Genomic DNA, 20,777 nt, shown 5'->3' with positions numbered 1-20,777 from the left:
GCCCGCGCATTCGGCCCTAACCTGCAGAGTAACGCAGCGTCCATCCGGTTTGTTCGGGCAAAAACACCTCAATCGCGGCGCTGGCAACGACCTGAATATCGTCACTTCCGGGATGGATGACGTCCATGCCGCCATAGACCGGGGTAATCGTGACCTCGCCAAAGGGGAATTTGCCGACAAGGTCAGCGGTTTTAACCTGCGACGGCTCTTGCACCCCGAGCGTGACCTGAACCCGCACCGCCTCGGGGCGCAGTTGCAGACGTTTCACCACATGCAGGCTGGAATGGCGCAGCGCGTCATCAATCGCCCGCCCCGCCGCCTTGGTATAGTCGCGCCCATGCAGATCAACGCCCTGCCCCATTTCGATGATCAATCGCCGCTCGGTCATGCCACAGGCTCCATATCAAACGAAACAGTCAGCGCCACATGGGCGATCACCGTCGGGTTTCCGGTGCCTTCGGGCCGGGGAATATCCAGCCCGCCTTGCACCACATCAATCACCGGCTGGCCATAAGGAAAGACCGCCGCCACCGCATCACGGTCCACCAGATCGGGCTGTTGTACCGCGATCTGCACCGCGATTCGCATGTCGCTTTTGTCAAAGCCAAACAGCTCGGCGGCATTGATCGAATTGTGCCATAGCGCGTTTTCAATCGCCCGCTTGGCGGCCTGGGTGTAATCGCCCCGCCGAAGCGAGGTGCCCATGCCGAACTCTGTCAAAATGCGTTCCATGACGTTCCTCCTGCCCGTCGCATATCGCAAAGCCAAGCCTGCGCCAAGGAAAGCGCCCGACTTCCTTTGACCTGCGCCCACCGGCTGTGCATGATGGACCCGGGGAGCGGGCAACACCGGTGGTGGCATGAATACACAGACCGAGGCCCAGAGCGAGAGCAAGACACGCAAGTCACTGACATCGTCGGAAATAACGGCGGTGGCCCATTTGTATCGTGGCGAGGTTTATCGCAGCACGATTTGGCGCACGCGCCTCGACACCACAACCAATTGGGCGGTGGTGACCCTTGGCGTGGCGCTGTCGATCTCATTTTCCTCGCCCAGTTCTTCGCCCTTGCCACTGGTGCTGGTTGGCGTGCTGATCCTGCTGTTCTTGATGCTCGAGGCGCGGCGCTATCGCTATTTCAACGTCTGGCGCGCCCGTGCCCGCTGGCTTGAGAACCATTTTTATGCGCCGATGCTCTATGACGGTGATCTGCACCTTGAGGAGAACTGGCAAAAGACCCTGGCCGAGGATTACCTGCACCCGCGCTATCACGTCGGCTTTCTCACCTCGGTCGGGCGGCGCATTCGCAGCAACTACCTGTGGATTTTGCTGATCCAGACGCTGGCCTTTGGCGGCAAGATCGCGGTGCATCCAACGCCGGTGGAAAGCTGGGCGCAGGCTGCGGACCGCGCCAATGTTGGCCCGATTCCCGGCGAGTTCCTGTTTGCGGGCGGCTTTATCTATGTGACTGTCTGGGTTGGCATCGCGATCTGGTCTTACCGCGCCGACGTCAATCGCGGCAAGAAACAGGGCCGTCACAGATCCGACAGCATGGGTTAGCACTTGCCCTTATTCCCGGCCCCGCCTAAAGCCATTTTCATGACACAGGATACCCATGACCGCCTCTTGATCATCGACTTTGGCAGCCAGGTGACGCAGCTGATTGCACGTCGCCTGCGCGAGCTGAATGTCTATTGCGAAATCCACCCCTATCAGAACGTGACCGATGCGCTTCTGGCCGAGATTGCCCCCAAGGCGGTGATCTTTTCCGGTGGCCCGGATTCGGTGATGCGCGAGGGGTCGCCCCGCCCGCCGAAAGCTGTCTATGACCTTGGCGTGCCGATCCTTGGGATCTGTTATGGCCAGCAGGTCATGATGCACGACCTTGGCGGCACGGTTGAGGCCGGCGAACATGCCACAGCCGAGTTTGGCCGCGCTTGGGTGACACCGTCGGACACCCGGCCTGGGTTCCTGAACGGTTGGTTCATGGATGGCTCGGGCCGCGAGCAGGTCTGGATGAGCCACGGCGACCATGTCTCTGATATTGCGCCCGGTTTCACGGTCTACGGCACCTCGCCCGGCGCGCCTTTTGCAATCACCGCCGATCTCGACCGCCAGTTCTATGCGGTGCAGTTCCACCCCGAAGTCCACCACACCCCCAATGGCAAAACCCTGTACGAAAACTTCGTGCGTGCGGCTGGCTTTAAGGGCGATTGGACGATGGGCGCCTACCGCGAAGAAGCGATCCGCAAGATCCGCGAACAGGTTGGCGACAAAAAGGTGATCTGCGGCCTCTCCGGCGGCGTTGATTCCTCGGTCGCCGCCGTCCTGCTACACGAAGCCATCGGCGATCAGCTCACCTGCGTCTTTGTCGATCATGGGTTGCTGCGCCAGAACGAGGCCGACGAAGTTGTCGCCATGTTCCGCGACAATTACAACATTCCGCTGATCCACGCCGACGAATCCGAGCTGTTCCTTGGCGAGCTTGACGGCCAAAGCGACCCGGAAACCAAACGCAAGATCATCGGGCGGCTGTTCATCGACGTGTTCCAGAAATACGCCAATGAGATTGAAGACGCCGAGTTCCTTGCCCAAGGCACGCTGTACCCCGATGTGATCGAATCGGTCAGCTTTTCGGGCGGCCCTTCGGTGACGATCAAGTCGCACCACAACGTTGGCGGTCTGCCGGAAAAGATGGGCCTCAAACTGGTCGAGCCGCTGCGCGAGCTGTTCAAGGATGAGGTCCGTGCGCTGGGTCAGGAACTCGGGTTGCCCGCGTCCTTTATCGGTCGCCACCCATTCCCCGGCCCCGGCCTTGCCATCCGTTGCCCCGGCGAGATCACCCGCGAGAAGCTCGAGATCCTGCGTAAAGCGGATGCGGTCTATATCGACCAGATCCGCAAGCACGGGCTCTACGATGAAATCTGGCAGGCGTTTGTCGCCATCCTCCCCGTGCGCACCGTTGGCGTGATGGGCGATGGCCGTACCTATGATTTCGCCTGCGCCCTGCGCGCGGTCACAAGTGTCGACGGCATGACCGCCGATTACTACCCGTTCAGCCACGACTTCCTTGGCGAAACCGCCACGAGAATCATCAACGAAGTCAAAGGCATCAACCGCGTAACCTATGACGTAACCTCGAAGCCTCCGGGCACCATCGAGTGGGAATAAGCCTTGAAGGGGCGGCACCGGGAACACCGAAGTGCCGCCCCCCTGCTTCTTCTGTTTGAAAATACCTCGGGGTGAGGCCAAAGGCCGAGGGGCAGCGCCCCTTTTTCCCCGCAATACCCGCCCCAAGCGAATCGACAGCAATTCCCCACAACCGCGCTATACTCCTGCCTGTTCTCAACCCGGACCAGGAGCCCGCCCCATGTTGCGTCTTGCGCTTTTTGCCAGTTTGCTTGCCACCACAGCCACCGCCGACCCCAGCTATCACCGCGTCACCGGAGTTGCGTCGGACGACACGCTCAATGTCCGCGCCGCGCCCGATGGCAGCAGCGAAGACATCGGCGACCTGCCCCATGACACCACCGCAATCGAGGTGATCGACACCGACGCAACCGGCACCTGGGGCCGCATCCTGTGGCAAGAGGCCAATGGCTGGATTGCCATGCGCTTTCTCGAACCTGACGCGATTGCCACCCTCGGCGACACCACTCTGCCCGTGGGTCTGCTATGTTCCGGGGCCGAACCGTTCTGGTCGATCCGCCTGGCCGAAACCACGGCGGTCTACTCCGACCCGACCTATAGCGCCGTCAGCCTCGTGCTCGACAGCGCTCTGGTCGCCGCCGGACGCCCGGCTTTTCCCGCGGCCCTGCATCACAGCAACGAGGGCGGCGCCACCACCTCAATTCTGCGCCCGCAACTGTGCAGTGACGGGATGAGCGACCGCGAATATCCCTATGCGATTGCAACACTTCTGAGGATCGGCGAGCAGGAAACCCTGTTTGAGGGCTGTTGCCGTCTGCCGCTTGAGGCGGGCATGCATTAACCTCCCAAAGCGATAAAGTCCTATAGTAAAACCCAAGCGACAGGGCTCTTTTCAATTGCCCTATCTTATGGTCCTGTCGCGCCATGTTGCATACCTCACGCCCCTCTTCGACTGCCGCCGACAGCCCGGTGACATCATGAGCGATACCATCCGGGCCGCGCTTTGGATGATCGGCGCAATCGTGTCGTTCACTGCGATGGCCATCGCGGGCCGCGCGGTGAGCCTTGACCTCGATACCTTTGAAATCATGCTGTTCAGAAGCCTGATTGGCGTGGTCATTGTGGTGGTCGTGGCCGGCGCGGCGGGCACCTTGAAACAGGTGTCAAGACGCAACCTTGGCGTGCATTTTATTCGCAACCTCAGCCATTTCACCGGCCAGAACCTGTGGTTCTATTCGATCACCGCAATCCCGCTGGCGCAGGTCTTTGCGCTGGAGTTCACCTCGCCGCTTTGGGTCATTGTGCTGTCGCCGCTGATCCTTGGCGAACGGCTGACCAAGGTGCGGGTGCTGGCCGCTGTCATCGGCTTTGTCGGCATCCTTGTGGTCACCCGCCCTAACCCCGAAACGTTGGAGTTCGGCCAGCTTACGGCGGCTTTGGCGGCGATTGGCTTTGCTGGCTCGGCGGTGTTTACCCGGCTCTTGACCCGCACGGAGACAATCACCTGCATCCTGTTCTACCTGACTGTGATGCAAGCGTTTTTCGGACTGATCTGCGCTGGATACGATGGCGACATCACGGTTCCCAGCTTGGATATCCTGCCTTGGGTGGTGCTGATCGCCTGCGCCGGACTGGTGGCGCATTTCTGTCTAACAACGGCGCTGAAACTGGCCTCGGCCTCTGTGGTCATGCCAATTGATTTCGCCCGCCTGCCGGTGATCGCGATTGTCGGAATGCTGCTTTATCAAGAACCGCTCGACCTGTTTGTGCTGCTTGGCGCGGCGATAATCTTTGGCGGGAATTACCTGAATATCCACACCGCGGCCCACAACCTGAGATCGATACGCCAGGTTGATGTCACGAAAATGTAACGTAGCGGCACAACCCCAAGTGTGACGCCGGGTCAGCGATTGACCGAAAAGACCCCTAGGCCCTAGCGTTTTAGCAGGGAAGAGACAGGGAAATTCAAATGAAGTATGTAGCAAGTGCCGCCTCCGCGGCATGTTTCGTTGCAGGTATCGCTCAGGCTGGAGGCATCGAACGTGCCCGCCCCGCCGACTCGATCCTGTTTGAGGAGGGCAACTATGTGCAGTTCTCCTTTTCGCAGACCACGCCGAGCGTTGATGGCGACTATCCCGGGTTTGTCGGTGGCGGGAGCACCGGCAGCATGGCGAACGCCACGCAGCATATCGGCTTTGGCCTCAAGATGGCCCTCGCGGACCGGCTTGATTTCGCGATTGTGCTGTCGCAGCCGTATGCGGCGGACGCCTCGTATGGCGCGGGTCTCTATGAAGGGCTGACTGCCGAGTGGCGCAGCACCGCAGTTGATTTGCTGGTCAAATATGACGTGACCGACCAAGTGTCGGTTTATGGTGGTCCGTCGTTGCTCACCTCATCGGCAGACATCAACATCCCGCTCCCGCTGGCAAATGGCGCCTCGGATCCGGACGGCCGCGCAGGGCCCCTGCCCGGCAGCATCGTGAGCGACTATGCCGCATCGAGTTCGCGTGAGACCGATCTCGGGTTTGTCCTGGGTGCGGCGTTCCAGATCCCGGAATATGCCGCGCGCGTGGCGATGACCTACCGCTCTCAGATCGAGCATGAGTTTAGAGCTGACGAAAGCTATACGCAGCTGAGCTTTCCCGGCGGCGTCCCGACGATGACCCCCATCGCCACCACCACCGACACGCCGATCATCATGCCGCAATCGCTTACTTTGGATTTCCAATCCGGCGTTGCGCCCAAAACGCTGGTGTTTGGCTCGATCAAATGGACCGAATGGTCGAAATGGTCAGTCTCGCCCGGCGCTTACGAATCCGAAACCGGGTCGGAAATCACCGGCTTTGACAACGACACTTTCACCTATCAACTTGGTATCGGGCGTCAGCTGTCGGACCAGTTTTCGGTCTTTGCCCGCGTCGGCCACGAATCCAAGAAGGGCGGCGAAGCATCGCGGCTTTCGCCCACTGACGGCTATACCTCCGTCGGCCTTGGCGGCAGCTACACGATGGGCCGAGCCAAGATCACGGCCGGCGTTGAGCATGCCTGGCTTGGCGATGCCGAATCCGGCACCCCGACCAAGTTCAGCGACAACACCGCCACCGGCTTTGGCCTGACACTTGGCTTTGCCTTCTAAACCAGCACGACATCCCTCACGGAAACGCCCCGTCTGCGCCTTGGCGCGGCGGGGCTTTTTCGTACTCGGAGATCATGCTAGGCGAGGCAGGGACTAATCAGGATCTTGCGCCATGCTGTATTCTTCTGCTGACGACTGGCGCGCCGCGCCGCAAAAACGCGTGCTGTTCTTTGGCATGTCCGGCCTTGGAAAAACGCATGTTTCCAACACCCTGCGCGACAATGGTGCCTGGTTTCATTATTCCATCGATTACCGCATTGGCACCCGGTACATGGGCGAATACATCGCCGACAATGCCAAGGCACATGCGATGCAGGTGCCGTTTCTGCGCGATCTCTTGATGTCGGATTCGATCTATATCGGCTCGAACATCTCGTTCCACAATCTGACGCCGGTGTCGGCCTATCTGGGCAAACCCGGCAACCCCGATCTTGGCGGCCTGCCGATGGCAGAATACACCCGGCGGCAAGATCAGTTCCGTCAGGCCGAGATCAGCGCGCTGCGCGACACCGGCTATTTCATTGACCGGGGTCAGGCGCTTTACGGCTATCCGCATTTCATCTGTGACACCGGCGGGTCGATCTGCGAATGGGTCGATCCCGAAGACCGCGCCGATCCGGTGATGAGCGAGCTGTCGTCGCGCGCGCTGATGATCTGGATCGAAGGGTCCGAGGCGCATACCCAAGAGCTGATCCGCCGCTTTAACCGCGCGCCCAAGCCGATGGCCTATCAACCCGCGTTTCTGGCGCGCTGCTGGGAGGAGTATCTGGCGGAAAAGGGCTGTGACGAGGCCGCTGTCGATCCCGATGATTTTATCCGCTGGACCTATGGCCGCGCGCTGGCCCACCGCCAGCCGCTGTATGCCGCGATGGCGCGCAATTGGGGCGTGACCGTCACCGCCGACGATATCGCCAGCGTGCGGGACGAGGCCGATTTCACAGACGTTATTGCCCGCGCCATCGACGCCAAAGCCGATTGATCTCTGGCTGACGTCTGGCCTGCGCCTTGTGCCGCCGTGCGCTCTGCCCTATCTCTCTGGCTCGATAAAAAGGAACATCTGATGCCGATCAAGCTCCCCAACGACCTGCCTGCCTTTGACGTGCTGTCGCGCGAGGGTGTCATGGTCATGTCGGAGGCGCAGGCCGAGCATCAAGACATCCGCCCGCTGCGTATCGGTTTGCTGAACCTGATGCCCAAGAAGATCGCCACCGAGACCCAGTTCGCCCGGCTGATCGGCGCCTCGCCGCTTCAGATCGAGCTGTCGCTGATCCGGATGAGCGAGCATGAGACCAAGACCACCTCGGCCGAGCACATGGACAGCTTTTATCGCTCGTTTCGCGAGGTCCAGCACGAGAAATTTGACGGGCTGATCATCACCGGCGCGCCGATCGAACATCTGCCGTTCGAAGACGTGACCTATTGGGATGAGCTCTGCGAAATCATGGACTGGACCCAGACCAACGTGCATTCCACCTTTGGCGTGTGCTGGGGCGGGATGGCGATGATCAACCATTTCCACGGCGTGCAGAAACACATGCTGGATGCCAAGGCCTTTGGCTGTTTCCGCCACAGCAATCTTGACCCGGCCTCGCCGTATCTGCGCGGCTTTTCAGATGATTGCGTGATCCCGGTCAGCCGCTGGACCGAGATGAAACAACCCGAGATCGACGCCGCGCCGGGGCTGAAAACGCTGCTGGGCAGTGCTGATTCCGGCCCCTGTCTGGTTGAGGATCGGGCGCACCGCGCGCTCTATATTTTCAACCATTTCGAGTATGACAGTGGCACGCTCAAAGAAGAATACGACCGCGACGTGGCCAATGGCACGCCAATCAACGTGCCGATGAACTACTACCCCGGCGATGATCCCGCGAAAAAGCCGCAGAACCGCTGGCGCAGTCACGCGCATCTTTTGTACGGCAACTGGATCAGCGAATTGTACCTGACGACCCCGTTCGACATGGACGAGATCGGCCAGAAATCGACCGACCTGCGGGGCTGAGATGATCGCAGGTCTGCCCCTTGCCCTACTGTCTGTTGCAGTTCTGGCCGGTGGCGCATTCCTGATCGACCGGCGTGCGGATTTCAAAGAAGCACAGGCCGAGGCGCAGTACCGCCCGCTTGGGGAGTTGATCGAGGTTGACGGCACCACGGTGCACGCGCTTGTCACCGGCGCAGGGCCGGATCTGGTGCTGTTACACGGCGCGTCGGGCAACCTGCGCGATTTTACCTTTGGTCTGATCGAACCGCTGTCGCGCGATTTCCGCGTCATTGCCTTTGATCGCCCCGGTCTGGGATGGACCGAGCGGCTTCAGACCCACGACGAAAGCCCGCGTGAGCAGGCCCGATTGTTGCAACGCGCTGCCGACAAGCTTGGCGTGACTGCGCCGGTGGTGCTGGGCCATTCGTACGGCGGTGCGGTTGCGCTGGCTTGGGCGCTGGAGCGCCCCGAGGAGACCTCGGCGCTGGTGCTGTTGGGCGCGGTGTCCAATCCCTGGCCCGGCGGCCTCGATTGGCTGTATCACGTCAATTCGTCCTGGCTGGGCAGTACCTTGTTGGTGCCACTGATCACCGCCTTTGCGCCGCCGTCGCGGGTGGAAAACGCGCTCAAGGCGATCTTTACGCCGCAGGTCGCGCCGCTGCGCTATGGCCGCGATATCGGAGCCGGGCTGACCCTGCGCCGCGAGAGCCTGCGTGCCAACGCCCGTCAGATCATCACGCTTAGGCCGCAAGTGGTCGCCATGTCTGAAGACTATCACAGCCTGACGATGCCCGCCGAAATCCTGCATGGCGAAGACGATACCATCGTGCCGCTTACGGTGCACTCCGAGCTACTAAGCCGGCAATTGCCGGGGGCCAACCTTGTTCGGATGCCGGGGATCGGCCATATGCCGCATCACGCTGCGCCGCAGGAGGTTATCGACGCGGTGCACCGCGCGGCCGCGCGTGCCGGGCTGTAGCGGGTTTGGCTTTGGTGCGGTGGCGTTTGGTGTGATGGGAGAAAGGGGGCCAGCCCCCTCGGCCTTTGGCCTCACCCCCGAGGTATTTTCAAACAGAAGAAGACCTAAGTGGGTTTGGGGTGTTCGACGGTCGCGTGTTCTTTGGATCGGGCGGTGATGCCGCAACGTGAACTGGGGTCTAAAGCCGGTCGTGAAGACCATTAACATTGAACCCGGCGGCGTAAACCGCCATATTTCAATAAAAATATGCGAGGCCCTATGGCGAAACCTTTTGACGGTGCCATCAGCACCTATTTCGAGACCGAAGCCCCCAAATCCATCCGCGATGCGCTACGCCGTGCCGAAAAGGGTGAGATGCTGTCAGAGGGCTATCCCTATTCCGAACGCATGCCGCGCAAGGCGTATGAAAAGGATATGGCCGCGCTGCAGATCGAATTGGTCAAGTTTCAGACTTGGGTCAAGGACAGCGGTGCGCGCATCGCCGTGGTGTTTGAGGGCCGGGATGCGGCGGGCAAAGGCGGTACGATCAAACGGTTCCGCGAGAATATGAACCCACGGGTGGCGCGCGTGGTGGCGCTTTCGAAACCGACGGAAAAGGAAGCCACCCAGTGGTATTTCCAGCGCTACGTGGATCACCTGCCCTCGGGCGGCGAGATCGCGTTTTTCGACCGCAGCTGGTACAATCGCGCGGTGGTGGAAAAGGTGTTTGATTTCTGCACCGATGATCAACGCGAACGGTTTTTCCGTCAGGCCCCCGACTTTGAAAATATGCTGGCGGATGAGGGGATTACCCTGATCAAGCTGTGGCTGAACGTCAGTCGCGGCGAGCAGCTGCGCCGGTTTTTGCAGCGCGAAGGGGACCCGCTTAAGCATTGGAAGCTCAGCTGGATCGATGTTGAAGGGCTGAAGCGTTGGGACGCCTATACCGACGCCATCGCCGAGACGCTGGAGCGGACGCACACCGACGCCGCCCCCTGGACCATCGTGCGCACCGATGACAAACGCCGTGCGCGATTGAATGCCATCCGGGCTGTGCTGTGCCAGATCGATTATGCCAATAAGGATGTTGCCGCTTTGGGCCAGATCGACCCATTGATCGCAGGCGGACCGGACCTTTGGACGGCACAGGCCCGTGATGCCTAAACGCGGCTATCACCACGGAAATCTGCGTCAGGCGCTGATCGATGCCGCCCTGCGGCTGATCGAAGAGCGTGGGCCGACCGGGTTCACGCTGTCAGAGGCAGCCAAACAGGCGGGGGTGACGCCGGCGGCGGTCTATCGCCACTTTGAGGGGCGCGAAGATTTGATCGCCGAGGCCGCGCTTCAGGGCTATGAGATTTTCGCCGACGTGATCGAATTCGCCTATGACGGCGGCAAACCTTCGGCGCTGTCGGCGTTTGAGGCGACGGGGCGGGCCTATCTTGCCTTTGCGCGCAAGTATCCCGGCCACTACATCGCGATGTTTGAAAGCGGCGTTTCGGTCAACAAAACGGCCGATCTCGCCGAAGCCTCGGCCAAGGCGCGCGGCGTGTTGGAGCAGGCGGCGGCGGGGCTGTCGCAGCATATCCCCGAGGCGAAACGCCCACCCGCCGCGATGTTTTCGGCGCATATCTGGGCGATGAGCCACGGGGTTGTCGAGCTGTTTGCGCGCGGCGCACCGGGCTCGCGCAGCCCCTATCCACCGGAAGAATTGCTTGAGGCCGGCATCGGGATCTACCTGCGGGGGCTTGGCCTGATCCCGCCAGACGCGTAAGGCATGACTATGAGCGGCAAAACTTTCTTCCTGGGCCTTGGTGGTCAGAAATGCGGATCAAGCTGGATCCAAGCTTACCTGAACCGCCAGACCGGCGCGAATTTCGGGCGGCTGGGCGAGTATCAGATCTGGGAGAGCGATCTCGGGTCGGTGTTTGCCCGCTACCGCGTGCCCGATCCTTCGACCTGGCAGAGGATCCGCGCCGAGGCCAAGCGCAAGGCCGGACTGTCGGAACCCGCTGCCCATCTGCGGTGGCGCTTGCAGCAGAACCGGGAGTGGTACTTCGATTACTTCGACTCGCTGCTGAGCCAACCCGGCACCACCATGACCGGCGACATCACCCCCAGCTATGCCGCCCTGCCCGCGCCGCTCTTGCAGAAGATTAAGGCTGGCTTTGAGGAGCTTGATATCACGACGAAAACAATCTTTTCGATGCGCGATCCGGTGGATCGGATACGCTCACATTTGCGTATGGAAATGGAGCGCGGACGCGTGGCCAAGGCGACGGACAATGACGCCGCTCTGCGGGCGTTTTACGCCGGTGCCGAGGCCGCAGCGCGCACACGGTACGACATGACATTAGAGGCGATGGAGACGGTGTTCGCGCCCGAGGACAGACATATTTGCCTGTTTGAGGAAGTGTTCACGGCGGACGGTATTGCCCAATTGGCGGCCTTTGCCGATGTGCCAGTAGAGCCGGACGCCGGTGCGAAAAAGGTGAATGCGCGGGCCAAAGGATCGGGCGTGCCCGAGGATCTGACCGCCGAAATCGCCCGCCACTACGCCCCGGTGTATGAGGCGGTGGCCAAGCGGCTGCCACAGATTGCCGAGGTCTGGCCGTCGGCGCGCTATGTCTTGGGATAGGCCATCAATCCGCAATCGATGAACTGCTGAACGTTCTGAAATTCCACAGAGTTCTCGTCCAGAAAGCTGCCGTCCCGCGCCTGCATCCGCTCTAGCAACTCGGCGTAATAGCGGTACTTCGACGCGGCATTGGCATGCGCCCCCCAGGCCTGCGCCCTCTCGATTTTCTGGCTGAACTGCACGGTAAACACGAAGTGCGCAACCGTCAGGAGCACGTCGGAACTCGGGGCGAGATTGGCGTAATGCGATCCGGTCAGGCGGCTTTTTGCATCACGCAGAACCAAAGGCGTTTTGTGGCGGGGCGACTTCTGGAACTGCTGCGCCTTGCGGGCTTTGGATGGCATGTAGAGCCTGTGCAGCCCCTTGCGCACCACCTTAGGTTCAACTTCAAAGTCTTTGAAAAGACGTGATGTTTTTGATTTTCCAGTAAGCTCCGGCTGATGCCCTGCAATCAGGTTCACCAAGGGTTCGGACTGAAAATAGGGGTACGCCTTCAGCAATCCGTCAAAGCTTTGCGGCATCTCGCCCCGCAGCCCGGCCACGTCTTTTGGGAAGAATTCCACCACTGTCGCAATCGCCGACGGCGCGCCTTCGCGCGTCAGGTGCGCGATAACCTCGGCGATAGAGGTGACACCCGGCGGGAGAAACAGGAATTCGTCGGCGTCGACATAGGCCACATAGGCGCCATCGAAGAACAGATGCGGCAGAGCGATCTTGAAGTAGGTGCCTGCGCGTTCCTTGCGGGTCTCGCCGTCGGGATCGCGGTACAGGATTTCGTCGCCAAACCCGAAGGTTGAGTGCATCACCACGCAGTCGGGTTGGGCCGCCAGATGTTCGAATGTGCCGTCGTCCGAGGCATCGTCAAAGATCAGAAATTGCTCAAAGCCGATCGACCTGTAGTGCGCCAGAAACGCGCGCAAAAAGCCCATCTCGTTTTTCATCGTCGAGAATAGCGTCAGCTTGGCCGGGTCTACCGTGCCACTTGCCACCTGAGCCAATTGTCCTGCGTCTTGGATGCTATAGGTTTTCATGCCCGAGGGATCAGCTTTCGTGCGGCCCACGTCAAGCCCCTCTGCGCGTTCGACGCACCGCGCAGCAAAAAGGCCGCCCTTGCGAGGCGGCCTTTCCATTCGATATGCGAAACGATTAACGCTTCGAGAACTGGAAGCTCCGGCGCGCCTTGCGCTTACCGTATTTCTTACGTTCCACAACGCGGCTGTCGCGTGTCAGGAAGCCTGCGGCTTTCAGAGGGGCACGCAGCGAGGGATCGTACAGCTGCAGCGCTTTGGAAATGCCGTGCTTGACCGCACCGGCCTGACCGGAAAGACCGCCGCCTTTGACAGTGGCTTGCACGTCAAACTGACCTTCAACACCGGCAACCGAGAACGCTTGGCGCAGAATCATCTGAAGCACGGGACGTGCGAAATAGACGTTCAGCTCGCGGCCGTTAACCGAAACTTTACCCGAACCGGGTTTGATCCAGACGCGGGCAACCGCATCCTTACGTTTGCCGGTGGCATAGGCACGGCCCAGTTCGTCACGAACAGGCTCGCGCGGGGTTTCAACCTCGGCAACAGCCTCAACTCCGGCAGTGACGGCGTTCAGGTCTTCGAGGGAATTCACTTGCTCAGCCATTATTTCGCCACCCGGGTGTTTTTCGAGTTCATGATCTTGACGTCGAGCACTTCGGGGCTTTGCGCCTCGTGGGGATGCTCGGTGCCGGCATAGACGCGCAGGTTGGTCATCTGAACGCGCGCCAGACGGTTGCCCGGCAGCATACGCTTGACCGCGAGGGTCACAACGCGCTCGGGGTGTGCACCCTCGAGGATCTGCTGTTTGGTGCGGGATTTAATGCCGCCCGGGTGGCCGGTGTGCCAGTAGTGGTGCTCTTCGCGCTTCTTGCCGGTCAGCTGGATCTTGTCCGCGTTGACGACGATCACGTTGTCACCACAATCCATGTGGGGCGTGAAGGAAGGCTTGTGCTTGCCGCGCAGACGCGTGGCGATGATCGAAGCGAGACGGCCGAGAACAACGCCTTCAGCGTCGATCACGATCCATTTCTTTTCGATATCTGCCGGGGTCGCAGAAAAGGTTTTCATGTCAGGTTACCCTTGGGTTTGGAGATTGGGCGCATAAACCACGCGCCACCAAATTCGATGGCCGGGTTATAAAGGGTGCAGTTGCACAGTCAAGGCACGCTTATCCGAATTTTACCTGCAAAATCATATGGTTGCAAAATAGGTATCAATTTACCCCACTAAACGCCAATGTTTTCCGGCGGATCGTCCAGTAATCGGCGCAAGCGCTGCATCGCATCCTCGAACGTCTCAAGCTTGACCTGTGCATTGATTGCGATGCGCACGGCATGGGGCACGCGGGCTTCGCGCAGGGCAAAGCCTTCGGCGCTGCGGATTTGCAGGCCCTCGGCCTCAGCGGCCTGACAGAACGCCGCCGCCCGCCAACCCTCGGGCAGGCGCAACCACACAAACGGAACGCTTTCGTGCCAAGAGAGGTCATGCGTGCCGAGCGCGTTCACCGCGGCACGCACATACCGGGCAATTGTATCGCTCACCTTCTGCGCCAAAACATCCACCGCCGGGTCGCCCAACAGCAATTCGGTCAGATCGGCCAAGGGACGCGAGAGGCCAAAGAACCCGTATTCCGCCACCCGGCGCAGCGCCGCCACACCATTGTCCGACGCCAGCGCGACGCCAATCCGCAAGGCCGGCGTCAGCGATTTCGAGATCGACGCAACGTACCAGCTCTGCCCCGGCAGGATCATGCGATAGTTCGGCAGCGGCGTTCCGCTACGGCGATAACATCCGTCCTCGAGGATATCGAAACCGCGCGCTTCGGCCACGGCGGCAATCTCGCGGCGGCGCTTCAACGGCGTGTGCACCAACGTCGGGCTTTGCACATCAGGCGAGGTACAGAGCAGTTGCGCCGAGTGGGTGCGCGCAAGGCGATCCAGCTCTTCGGGGATCAGACCGTGTTCGTCGATTGGCACCGGCACAACCTCGGCCCGCAGGATTTCAGCGGCGCGGCGGAAGCCGGGATACGACAGCTCCTCGACCAAGACCACAGGCCGCCTGCCCCGCAGAACGCATTGCATGACAAGGCAAATTCCGTTCTGCCCCCCATGGGTTAGCACCACCTCATCGCTGCGCACCGGGCTTGGCAAATGGGTGTTGAGCCACCGCGCGGCGGCCTTGCGCGCCGGTTCGTAGGGTTTGTTGGACGGGTAATCAAGCAGGTCGGCGGTGTTGCGTTCCGCTGCCCTGCGCATAGCGCGGCGGATGGCATCCACCTGGCCGACATCTGGCAGGCACGGGCTGAGCATCGGCACGGTATCGGCGTTTTGCATCGGATATTGGATCAGCAACGGCGGCGTTTCAGATCCGCCCGACTGCGCATCGGCAACAAAGGTCCCCCGCCCGACCTCGGCCTGCAAAAGCCCCTCGTCGGTCAACAGCGTATAGGCGCGCGCGACGGTGCCGGGGGTGATCTGCAAGGTCCAGGCCAGTTCCCGCACCGGCGGAAGCTTTTGCCCCACAGCCATTTCGCCTCGGGCAACGGCGGCGCGGATTGCTTCGGCCACGGCGCGGTATTTCGGCCCGTCAAAGCCCGATATATCACCAATCGAAATTGTATCCATCACAATAATTCCATAGACCCATAGCGCGCCACATTGTATCAAAATTGTACAGCGGCTCGCCGCATTGTGTCAATACAATTTGGAAAGGGTACTCTCATGGCACACGATCACACCTCCCCCGCGCAGGGCCTCGGCTATTTCAATAGCCGCCCAATGACGCCGTTTGCGGCTGTCGCGCTCAAGGTTGTTGTGATGATTGCCAAATGGGAGGCACGTGGGCGCACCCGAACCCATCTCAAACATCTCGATGATCACCTGTTGCGTGACATCGGCGTAACGCGCGACGCGGCCAACACAGAGGCCGCCCGCTCGTTCTGGCAAGGGTAAGCGCGTCCGCGCTGGTTGATCCCTGACCCTGTCAGACCTCTTCCCTGGCCCGGGGCTTGCCCTCGGGCCTTTTTTCATACGCGTCGTTAACGCGCCGGCGGGATCGAATAGGTCAGACTGGCGCGGGCCACCGGGGTCTCTTGGCCTTCGGAATATAGCAAACAGTCCACCACGCTCAGCGCGCGGCCCATCTTTAGCAGTCGAAACTTACCGATTACATCCGCCCCGGCGGCGGGTTTGCGCATGAAATCAATCGAACAATTCGTTGTCACCGCCAGCGCCTCGCGCCCGATCCGCGCCATTGTGGCCACATAGGCCCCGACATCCGCCAGCGCGAACATCGCCGGGCCAGACACGGTGCCACCGGGGCGCAAATGCTGCTCGGACGCCAGAAGCCGCATCACCAGAAACTCTTCGTCGAGGCTGTCGATGGCGAACATGCCCTCAACCTGCGGAAACACCTCGGACAAAAAATCCGTCATTTCCTGAGCGTTAATTACAATTGTCATTCTTCCCTCATGCCTTGCGCCCCGCTACGCTGCCGCGCAAGGCTTGGGAGGGCAAGATGGCGATTTTGGAACGTTACGACACCGGGGCGGTGGCCCACCTGAAAATGAACGCGCCCGAGCGGCTCAATGCGCTTAGCGACGAGATGCTGGCGGCGTTTCAGGCCCAGATTGACGCGCTGCGCGAGGACCATACGATTCGCGCCGTGGTGATTTCGGGCACTGGCAAGGCGTTCTGCGCCGGTCACGACCTCAAACAAATGACTGCGGGGCGGCAAGCCAGCGATGGCGGGCGTGCCTATTTCGCCGATCTGTTTGGCCGTTGCGCGCAGGTGATGACCGGGCTGACCCGCCTGCCCCAACCCGTGATCGCGCAGGTCCACGGCATCGCCACCGCGGCCGGCTGCCAGATGGTCGCCAGTTGCGACATGGCGGTTGCCGCCGAGGGCACGCGCTTTGGCGTCAACGGGGTGAACATCGGACTGTTCTGTTCGACGCCGATGGTGGCCCTGTCGCGCAATATCCCGCGCAAGAAGGCGTTTGAAATGCTGTCCACCGGGCAGTTTATCGAAGCAGACGAGGCCGAAACGCTGGGCCTGATCAACCGTGTGGTGCCCGCGCAAAGCCTTGCCGCCGAAAGCGCGGCTTTGGCGGCGCGGGTGGCCGAGAAACTGGGCTCTGCGGTGCGCATCGGCAAAGAGGCGTTTTACGCGCAGGCCGAGATGGGACTCGACGCGGCCTATGCCTATACCGGGCAGGTCATGGTGGAAAACATGCTCGACCGTGACACCACCGAAGGCATCAGCGCCTTCCTCGACAAGCGGACCCCCGACTGGCAGCAATAGCGCCCCTTTGACATGCGCCCAAAAGGGCGTATGTGAGCGCGCATGACACAAGAATTGCACATCGTCGGCGGCGGAATGGCCGGATCCGAAGCGGCTTGGCAGGCCGCAAAACTGGGCATCAACGTGGTGATCCACGAGATGCGGCCCAAGGTCGAAACCTTTGCGCACCGCACCGGCAATCTGGCCGAGATGGTGTGTTCCAACTCGTTCCGTTCGGACGACGATGAACAGAACGCCGTCGGCCTGCTGCATTGGGAAATGCGCGCCGCGGATGGGTTGATCATGGCCACCGCCGACAAACATCGCCTGCCCGCAGGCGGCGCACTGGCAGTTGACCGCGATCCCTTTGCGGAATCGGTGACAGCGGCGCTGATGGCCCTGCCGAATGTGCGTGTGGACTATGACGAGATCACCGAACTGCCCACCGATGGCCATTGGATCATCGCCACCGGGCCGCTGACGTCGTCGGCCTTGGGCGAAGCGATCCGGGCGGAAACCGGTGCCGACGCGCTGGCGTTTTTCGATGCGATTGCGCCGATTGTTTATGCCGAGTCGATCGACATGTCGAAGGCCTGGATGCAGTCGCGCTATGACAAGGGCGAGACCGAGGAAGAGCAGAAAGCCTATCTCAATTGTCCGATGGACAAGGCGCAGTATGAGGCGTTTATTGACGCGCTTCTGGCCGCCGACAAGACCGAGTTTCACGAGGGCGAAACCGCCGGATATTTCGACGGTTGCCTGCCGATCGAGGTGATGGCCGAACGTGGCCGCGAGACGCTGCGCTTTGGTCCGATGAAGCCTGTCGGCCTGACCAATCCGCACCAGCCCGACGTCAAAGCTTATGCCGTCGTGCAATTGCGCCGCGATAACGCGCTGGGAACGCTGTATAATATCGTTGGCTTCCAGACCAAGATGAAATACGGCGCGCAGACCGAAGTGCTCCGCATGATCCCCGGCCTTGAGGAGGCGAGCTTTGCCCGCCTCGGCGGCATTCACCGCAACACCTTCCTCAACTCGCCAACGCTTCTGGATTCGCAGATGCGGCTGAAATCGCGCCCCAACATCCGCTTTGCTGGCCAGATCACCGGCGTCGAAGGCTATGTCGAAAGCGCTGCGATGGGCCTTTTGGCCGGGCGTCTTGCTGCCGCTGACATCCTCGGCCAGCCGCTGCCCGAGGTGCCGCACGACAGCGCGATGGGCGCATTGATCCACCACATCACCGGCGGCGCGGATGCCAAAACCTTCCAACCGATGAACGTCAATTTCGGCCTGTTCCGCCCGGTCGATGGCCTCAAAGGCGGACGCCGCGGCCGCAAAGACCGCTACAAGGCCTACACCGACCGCGCCAAAGACGCCTGGACTGATTGGCTGGGCACAAAAGCCGACGCTGCCTAGGCCGCGCCCTGGTGTTTCGCACCCGCTTCGCCCCGTCGCCCACCGGCCCGCTGCATCTGGGCCACGCCTACTCTGCGCTGCTGGCGCATGACATGGCGCGGGCGCAGGGCGGCGTGCTCCACCTGCGCATCGACGACATCGATCAAAGCCGCGCGCGCCCGGAATGGGAGGCGCAAATCTATGACGATCTGCGCTGGCTGGGCATCGATTGGCCCGCGCCGGTCTGGCATCAATCCGCCCGCACCGCGCGCTACCGCCACGCGCTAAAGGCGCTCTGGGCGCGCGGCTTGCTCTATCCTTGCAGCTGCTCCCGGCGCGACATCCAAGCCGCCGCCAACGCCCCACAAGAAGGCGCGCCGCTGCTCGGACCCGACGGGATTATCTATCCCGGAACCTGTCGCACTCACCCGCGCACCGGCCCACTGCCAGAGGATCAGGTGTTAAGGCTCGACATGAAGATGGCCATGCAACAAATTGATAGGGCTATCTTTATTGAAGAGGGCGAAAACCCAGGCCACCGCCCCGTTACCGCCGAAACCATGATCGAAACCGTTGGCGATGTGGTCCTAAGCCGCCGCGACATGGCCGCGTCTTACCACCTGTCCATCGTGATCGATGACGCTGATCAGGCCATCACCCATGTGATCCGCGGCGCGGATCTCTTCGACGCCACCTACATCCATACCGTCTTGCAAAAACTCATTGGCCACCCAACGCCGATCTATCATCACCACAAGCTCATCCGCGACGAACACGGCAAACGCCTCGCCAAACGCGACGACGCCCGCGCCATCGCGCTCTACCGCACCGAGGGCCACTCGGCACACGACATCCGCACAATGGTCGGCCTCTGACGGCCTGCGCTTCTTCTGTTCAAAAATACCTTGGGGGAGACCGCCTCTTGGGGCGGGCGGGGGCAAAGCCCCCTAACCTTCCGGCTGCATCAACTCCACTTCCACCCCATCGCGCACCTCGGTGTAAAAGCAACTGCGCCGATTGGTGTGACAGGCCGGGCCCGATTGGTTCACGGTGACAACCAGACAATCCCGGTCGCAATCCACGCGGAAGCTCACCAAGCCCTGTACATGGCCCGAACTCTCGCCCTTGACCCAGAAACTCTGCCGTGACCGCGACCAATAGGTCACTTTGCCCGACGCCAATGTCCGTGCCACCGCCTCGGCGTTCATCCACGCCATCATCAGCACTTCGCCGCTCGTGGCATCCTGTGCGATGGCCGGAATCAGGCCCGCATCGTTATAGACCAAGGTCGCAGGATCGAAGGACATAGAGAAAAACCTTTTGCATGGGAGCGTGTCGTGCCTATTTATGAAACCCAAGACAAAAGAGAAAGCCGAGATGCCGGAAACCGACCTGATCAAGCTCTATTCTGCCCGTATTCTGGCGCTGGCAGCGGATATTCCGCTGACCGACCGGCTGGCCGCACCCGATGCCACCGTCAAGAAGCGCTCGCCGCTCTGCGGTTCGACCGTCACGGTTGATGTCACCATGGAAAACGGCAAGGTCGCCGCCTTCGGGCAGGACGTCAAAGCCTGTGCGCTTGGCCAATCTGCAGCCTCGGTTCTGGGGTCGGTAGTGATCGGGCGCAGCCCGGACGAACTTGACCGCGCCGGTGATGAATTGCGCCGGATGCTGAAAGAAGACGGGCCAGTGCCGTCAGCCCCGTTCGAGGGGTACGAGGTGCTTTTGCCCGCGCGCGACTATAAGAACCGCCATGCCTCGATTCTGCTGGCAGTCGAGGCCACCGCCGAAGCCGCACGGCAGGCGACGGCCGTATCGGCCTGATATTACACATTTTTTGGTAAAAAAATGGCCGCCTTCCGAAGAAGGCGGCCAGTAAAGCTCTCGCGTCACGAGTGGGGGCGATGAGGCAGACCCCGAAGTCCCATGGGGATGGGATGAGGCAGGTCGCGCGAATGGGGACAGGCGCGCGGGACGCGAGTGCAGGCAGAAGAATGTCTAGAACAACGCGGGCAGATGCAGCGACCCCACCAGCATAATCACAAGGGAAACGGCCCCGAAAGCATCCTGAACAAAGCTCAGATCGGCGCGGCGGCAGGTCTTGGTCAGCGTGTACTTCATAGTGGCGTCTCCCGTTTCGTGTTGCCTATTTGTTCTCATATTGGAAACGTTCTGTAAAGAACTTTCTGAGAACATCGAGGAACAAATCGAA

The 20,777-nt window shown here is 61.0% G+C and carries 25 protein-coding genes; 16 read left to right on the top strand and 9 right to left on the bottom strand.

Going from position 1 to position 20,777, the window contains the following annotated elements:
• Positions 1 to 16 precede the first annotated feature (16 nt).
• Entirely contained in the window at positions 17 to 388 is a 372-nt protein-coding gene (locus ACW9UO_RS01325) for a Lin0512 family protein (protein ID WP_457087230.1), read from the bottom strand.
• The gene (locus tag ACW9UO_RS01320; RefSeq protein ID WP_457087229.1) at positions 385 to 732 is read right to left on the bottom strand and encodes a Lin0512 family protein; all 348 of its coding nucleotides are present in this window, start codon (positions 730 to 732) and stop codon (positions 385 to 387) included. The genes ACW9UO_RS01325 and ACW9UO_RS01320 overlap by 4 nt, the downstream gene beginning before the upstream one ends.
• Positions 733 to 859: 127 nt before the next feature.
• Here ACW9UO_RS01320 and ACW9UO_RS01315 point away from each other — a divergent pair, with 127 nt between their 5' ends.
• The 11 genes from ACW9UO_RS01315 (at position 860) to ACW9UO_RS01265 (ending at position 11,858) form a co-directional block, all read left to right on the top strand.
• The gene (locus ACW9UO_RS01315; RefSeq protein WP_457087228.1) at positions 860 to 1,558 is read left to right on the top strand and encodes a DUF2270 domain-containing protein; all 699 of its coding nucleotides are present in this window, start codon (positions 860 to 862) and stop codon (positions 1,556 to 1,558) included.
• Between the two features lie 39 nt (positions 1,559 to 1,597).
• Positions 1,598 to 3,169: a glutamine-hydrolyzing GMP synthase gene (gene guaA, locus ACW9UO_RS01310; protein WP_457087227.1), complete on the top strand. Its 1,572-nt coding sequence runs from the start codon at positions 1,598 to 1,600 to the stop codon at positions 3,167 to 3,169.
• Between the two features lie 199 nt (positions 3,170 to 3,368).
• Complete coding sequence (locus tag ACW9UO_RS01305; protein WP_457087226.1) at positions 3,369 to 3,989, top strand: SH3 domain-containing protein; 621 nt, start codon at positions 3,369 to 3,371, stop codon at positions 3,987 to 3,989.
• A gap of 136 nt (positions 3,990 to 4,125) precedes the next feature.
• A complete protein-coding gene (locus ACW9UO_RS01300) occupies positions 4,126 to 5,019 on the top strand; it encodes a DMT family transporter (protein ID WP_457087225.1) in 894 nt (297 codons plus the stop codon).
• Between the two features lie 98 nt (positions 5,020 to 5,117).
• Entirely contained in the window at positions 5,118 to 6,284 is a 1,167-nt protein-coding gene (locus ACW9UO_RS01295) for an OmpP1/FadL family transporter (RefSeq protein WP_457087224.1), read from the top strand.
• A gap of 112 nt (positions 6,285 to 6,396) precedes the next feature.
• A complete protein-coding gene (locus ACW9UO_RS01290; protein WP_457087223.1) occupies positions 6,397 to 7,263 on the top strand; it encodes an ATPase in 867 nt (288 codons plus the stop codon).
• Positions 7,264 to 7,344: 81 nt separating this feature from the next.
• Positions 7,345 to 8,283: a homoserine O-acetyltransferase MetA gene (gene metA, locus ACW9UO_RS01285; protein WP_457087222.1), complete on the top strand. Its 939-nt coding sequence runs from the start codon at positions 7,345 to 7,347 to the stop codon at positions 8,281 to 8,283.
• Position 8,284: 1 nt separating this feature from the next.
• Positions 8,285 to 9,241: an alpha/beta fold hydrolase gene (locus tag ACW9UO_RS01280; RefSeq protein WP_457087221.1), complete on the top strand. Its 957-nt coding sequence runs from the start codon at positions 8,285 to 8,287 to the stop codon at positions 9,239 to 9,241.
• 258 nt (positions 9,242 to 9,499) lie between these two features.
• Positions 9,500 to 10,384, top strand: a complete 885-nt coding sequence (gene ppk2 / locus ACW9UO_RS01275) for a polyphosphate kinase 2 (RefSeq protein ID WP_457087220.1) — start codon at positions 9,500 to 9,502, stop codon at positions 10,382 to 10,384.
• Positions 10,377 to 10,994: a TetR/AcrR family transcriptional regulator gene (locus ACW9UO_RS01270; RefSeq protein ID WP_457088582.1), complete on the top strand. Its 618-nt coding sequence runs from the start codon at positions 10,377 to 10,379 to the stop codon at positions 10,992 to 10,994. The genes ppk2 and ACW9UO_RS01270 overlap by 8 nt, the downstream gene beginning before the upstream one ends.
• A gap of 9 nt (positions 10,995 to 11,003) precedes the next feature.
• A complete protein-coding gene (locus tag ACW9UO_RS01265) occupies positions 11,004 to 11,858 on the top strand; it encodes a hypothetical protein (protein WP_457087219.1) in 855 nt (284 codons plus the stop codon).
• Here ACW9UO_RS01265 and ACW9UO_RS01260 read toward each other — a convergent pair.
• From ACW9UO_RS01260 to ACW9UO_RS01245, 4 genes are all read right to left on the bottom strand, one after another.
• Positions 11,843 to 12,889, bottom strand: coding sequence for a glycosyltransferase family 2 protein (locus ACW9UO_RS01260; protein WP_457087218.1), 1,047 nt, complete (start codon positions 12,887 to 12,889; stop codon positions 11,843 to 11,845). The two genes, ACW9UO_RS01265 and ACW9UO_RS01260, sit on opposite strands and share 16 nt — an antisense overlap.
• Positions 12,890 to 13,004: 115 nt before the next feature.
• A complete protein-coding gene (gene rpsI / locus ACW9UO_RS01255) occupies positions 13,005 to 13,493 on the bottom strand; it encodes a 30S ribosomal protein S9 (RefSeq protein WP_457087217.1) in 489 nt (162 codons plus the stop codon).
• Positions 13,493 to 13,957, bottom strand: a complete 465-nt coding sequence (gene rplM, locus ACW9UO_RS01250) for a 50S ribosomal protein L13 (protein WP_457087216.1) — start codon at positions 13,955 to 13,957, stop codon at positions 13,493 to 13,495. Before rplM ends, rpsI begins: the two co-directional genes overlap by 1 nt.
• Before the next feature lie 158 nt (positions 13,958 to 14,115).
• Positions 14,116 to 15,513 (bottom strand): aminotransferase-like domain-containing protein, encoded by a 1,398-nt coding sequence (locus ACW9UO_RS01245; protein ID WP_457087215.1) that lies wholly within the window; start codon positions 15,511 to 15,513, stop codon positions 14,116 to 14,118.
• 96 nt (positions 15,514 to 15,609) lie between these two features.
• Between ACW9UO_RS01245 and ACW9UO_RS01240 the strand changes: the two genes are divergently transcribed.
• The gene (locus ACW9UO_RS01240; protein ID WP_457087214.1) at positions 15,610 to 15,840 is read left to right on the top strand and encodes a DUF1127 domain-containing protein; all 231 of its coding nucleotides are present in this window, start codon (positions 15,610 to 15,612) and stop codon (positions 15,838 to 15,840) included.
• 86 nt (positions 15,841 to 15,926) lie between these two features.
• On the opposite strand, the gene ACW9UO_RS01235 is transcribed toward ACW9UO_RS01240, so the two are convergent.
• Positions 15,927 to 16,322 (bottom strand): PaaI family thioesterase, encoded by a 396-nt coding sequence (locus tag ACW9UO_RS01235; protein WP_457087213.1) that lies wholly within the window; start codon positions 16,320 to 16,322, stop codon positions 15,927 to 15,929.
• A gap of 83 nt (positions 16,323 to 16,405) precedes the next feature.
• On the opposite strand from ACW9UO_RS01235, the gene ACW9UO_RS01230 reads away from it, so the two are divergent.
• From ACW9UO_RS01230 to gluQRS, 3 genes are read left to right on the top strand one after another with little or no spacing between them, the layout of a single operon-like run.
• A complete protein-coding gene (locus tag ACW9UO_RS01230) occupies positions 16,406 to 17,191 on the top strand; it encodes an enoyl-CoA hydratase (RefSeq protein WP_457087212.1) in 786 nt (261 codons plus the stop codon).
• A 42-nt stretch (positions 17,192 to 17,233) separates the two neighbouring features.
• Positions 17,234 to 18,586 carry a methylenetetrahydrofolate--tRNA-(uracil(54)-C(5))-methyltransferase (FADH(2)-oxidizing) TrmFO gene (trmFO, locus tag ACW9UO_RS01225; protein WP_457087211.1) on the top strand — a complete coding sequence of 451 codons (1,353 nt, stop codon included), beginning with the start codon at positions 17,234 to 17,236 and terminating at the stop codon, positions 18,584 to 18,586.
• A gap of 8 nt (positions 18,587 to 18,594) precedes the next feature.
• Positions 18,595 to 19,440, top strand: coding sequence for a tRNA glutamyl-Q(34) synthetase GluQRS (gene gluQRS / locus ACW9UO_RS01220; protein ID WP_457088581.1), 846 nt, complete (start codon positions 18,595 to 18,597; stop codon positions 19,438 to 19,440).
• 72 nt (positions 19,441 to 19,512) lie between these two features.
• On the opposite strand, the gene hisI is transcribed toward gluQRS, so the two are convergent.
• Positions 19,513 to 19,872 (bottom strand): phosphoribosyl-AMP cyclohydrolase, encoded by a 360-nt coding sequence (gene hisI / locus ACW9UO_RS01215; RefSeq protein WP_457087210.1) that lies wholly within the window; start codon positions 19,870 to 19,872, stop codon positions 19,513 to 19,515.
• A 40-nt stretch (positions 19,873 to 19,912) separates the two neighbouring features.
• Here hisI and ACW9UO_RS01210 point away from each other — a divergent pair, with 40 nt between their 5' ends.
• Complete coding sequence (locus ACW9UO_RS01210) at positions 19,913 to 20,389, top strand: iron-sulfur cluster assembly scaffold protein (RefSeq protein WP_457087209.1); 477 nt, start codon at positions 19,913 to 19,915, stop codon at positions 20,387 to 20,389.
• 174 nt (positions 20,390 to 20,563) lie between these two features.
• Here the strand turns inward: ACW9UO_RS01210 and ACW9UO_RS01205 are convergent, their stop codons facing one another.
• Positions 20,564 to 20,686: a hypothetical protein gene (locus tag ACW9UO_RS01205; RefSeq protein WP_457087208.1), complete on the bottom strand. Its 123-nt coding sequence runs from the start codon at positions 20,684 to 20,686 to the stop codon at positions 20,564 to 20,566.
• Between the last annotated feature and the right edge of the window lie 91 nt (positions 20,687 to 20,777).

It is taken from the genome of Marinovum sedimenti (assembly GCF_054052205.1).
Note: the sequence above shows the minus strand (reverse complement) of the source record. Positions and strands in the feature narration are given on the sequence as shown.

Bases quoted from the DNA above. Each gene is read 5' to 3' on its own strand.
- ACW9UO_RS01210 (WP_457087209.1), top strand. From the start codon at position 19,913: ATGAAACCCAAGACAAAAGAGAAAGCCGAGATGCCGGAAACCGACCTG.
- ACW9UO_RS01320 (WP_457087229.1), bottom strand. From the start codon at position 732: ATGGAACGCATTTTGACAGAGTTCGGCATGGGCACCTCGCTTCGGCGG.
- rplM (WP_457087216.1), bottom strand. From the start codon at position 13,957: ATGAAAACCTTTTCTGCGACCCCGGCAGATATCGAAAAGAAATGGATC.
- ACW9UO_RS01295 (WP_457087224.1), top strand. From the start codon at position 5,118: ATGAAGTATGTAGCAAGTGCCGCCTCCGCGGCATGTTTCGTTGCAGGT.
- ACW9UO_RS01290 (WP_457087223.1), top strand. From the start codon at position 6,397: ATGCTGTATTCTTCTGCTGACGACTGGCGCGCCGCGCCGCAAAAACGC.
- rpsI (WP_457087217.1), bottom strand. From the start codon at position 13,493: ATGGCTGAGCAAGTGAATTCCCTCGAAGACCTGAACGCCGTCACTGCC.
- ACW9UO_RS01240 (WP_457087214.1), top strand. From the start codon at position 15,610: ATGGCACACGATCACACCTCCCCCGCGCAGGGCCTCGGCTATTTCAAT.
- ACW9UO_RS01235 (WP_457087213.1), bottom strand. From the start codon at position 16,322: ATGACGGATTTTTTGTCCGAGGTGTTTCCGCAGGTTGAGGGCATGTTC.
- ACW9UO_RS01245 (WP_457087215.1), bottom strand. From the start codon at position 15,513: ATGGATACAATTTCGATTGGTGATATATCGGGCTTTGACGGGCCGAAA.
- trmFO (WP_457087211.1), top strand. From the start codon at position 17,234: ATGACACAAGAATTGCACATCGTCGGCGGCGGAATGGCCGGATCCGAA.
- ACW9UO_RS01230 (WP_457087212.1), top strand. From the start codon at position 16,406: ATGGCGATTTTGGAACGTTACGACACCGGGGCGGTGGCCCACCTGAAA.
- ACW9UO_RS01270 (WP_457088582.1), top strand. From the start codon at position 10,377: ATGCCTAAACGCGGCTATCACCACGGAAATCTGCGTCAGGCGCTGATC.
- ACW9UO_RS01205 (WP_457087208.1), bottom strand. From the start codon at position 20,686: ATGAAGTACACGCTGACCAAGACCTGCCGCCGCGCCGATCTGAGCTTT.
- ppk2 (WP_457087220.1), top strand. From the start codon at position 9,500: ATGGCGAAACCTTTTGACGGTGCCATCAGCACCTATTTCGAGACCGAA.
- ACW9UO_RS01300 (WP_457087225.1), top strand. From the start codon at position 4,126: ATGAGCGATACCATCCGGGCCGCGCTTTGGATGATCGGCGCAATCGTG.
- ACW9UO_RS01305 (WP_457087226.1), top strand. From the start codon at position 3,369: ATGTTGCGTCTTGCGCTTTTTGCCAGTTTGCTTGCCACCACAGCCACC.
- ACW9UO_RS01265 (WP_457087219.1), top strand. From the start codon at position 11,004: ATGAGCGGCAAAACTTTCTTCCTGGGCCTTGGTGGTCAGAAATGCGGA.
- ACW9UO_RS01325 (WP_457087230.1), bottom strand. From the start codon at position 388: ATGACCGAGCGGCGATTGATCATCGAAATGGGGCAGGGCGTTGATCTG.
- ACW9UO_RS01280 (WP_457087221.1), top strand. From the start codon at position 8,285: ATGATCGCAGGTCTGCCCCTTGCCCTACTGTCTGTTGCAGTTCTGGCC.
- guaA (WP_457087227.1), top strand. From the start codon at position 1,598: ATGACACAGGATACCCATGACCGCCTCTTGATCATCGACTTTGGCAGC.
- ACW9UO_RS01260 (WP_457087218.1), bottom strand. From the start codon at position 12,889: ATGAAAACCTATAGCATCCAAGACGCAGGACAATTGGCTCAGGTGGCA.
- ACW9UO_RS01315 (WP_457087228.1), top strand. From the start codon at position 860: ATGAATACACAGACCGAGGCCCAGAGCGAGAGCAAGACACGCAAGTCA.
- hisI (WP_457087210.1), bottom strand. From the start codon at position 19,872: ATGTCCTTCGATCCTGCGACCTTGGTCTATAACGATGCGGGCCTGATT.
- metA (WP_457087222.1), top strand. From the start codon at position 7,345: ATGCCGATCAAGCTCCCCAACGACCTGCCTGCCTTTGACGTGCTGTCG.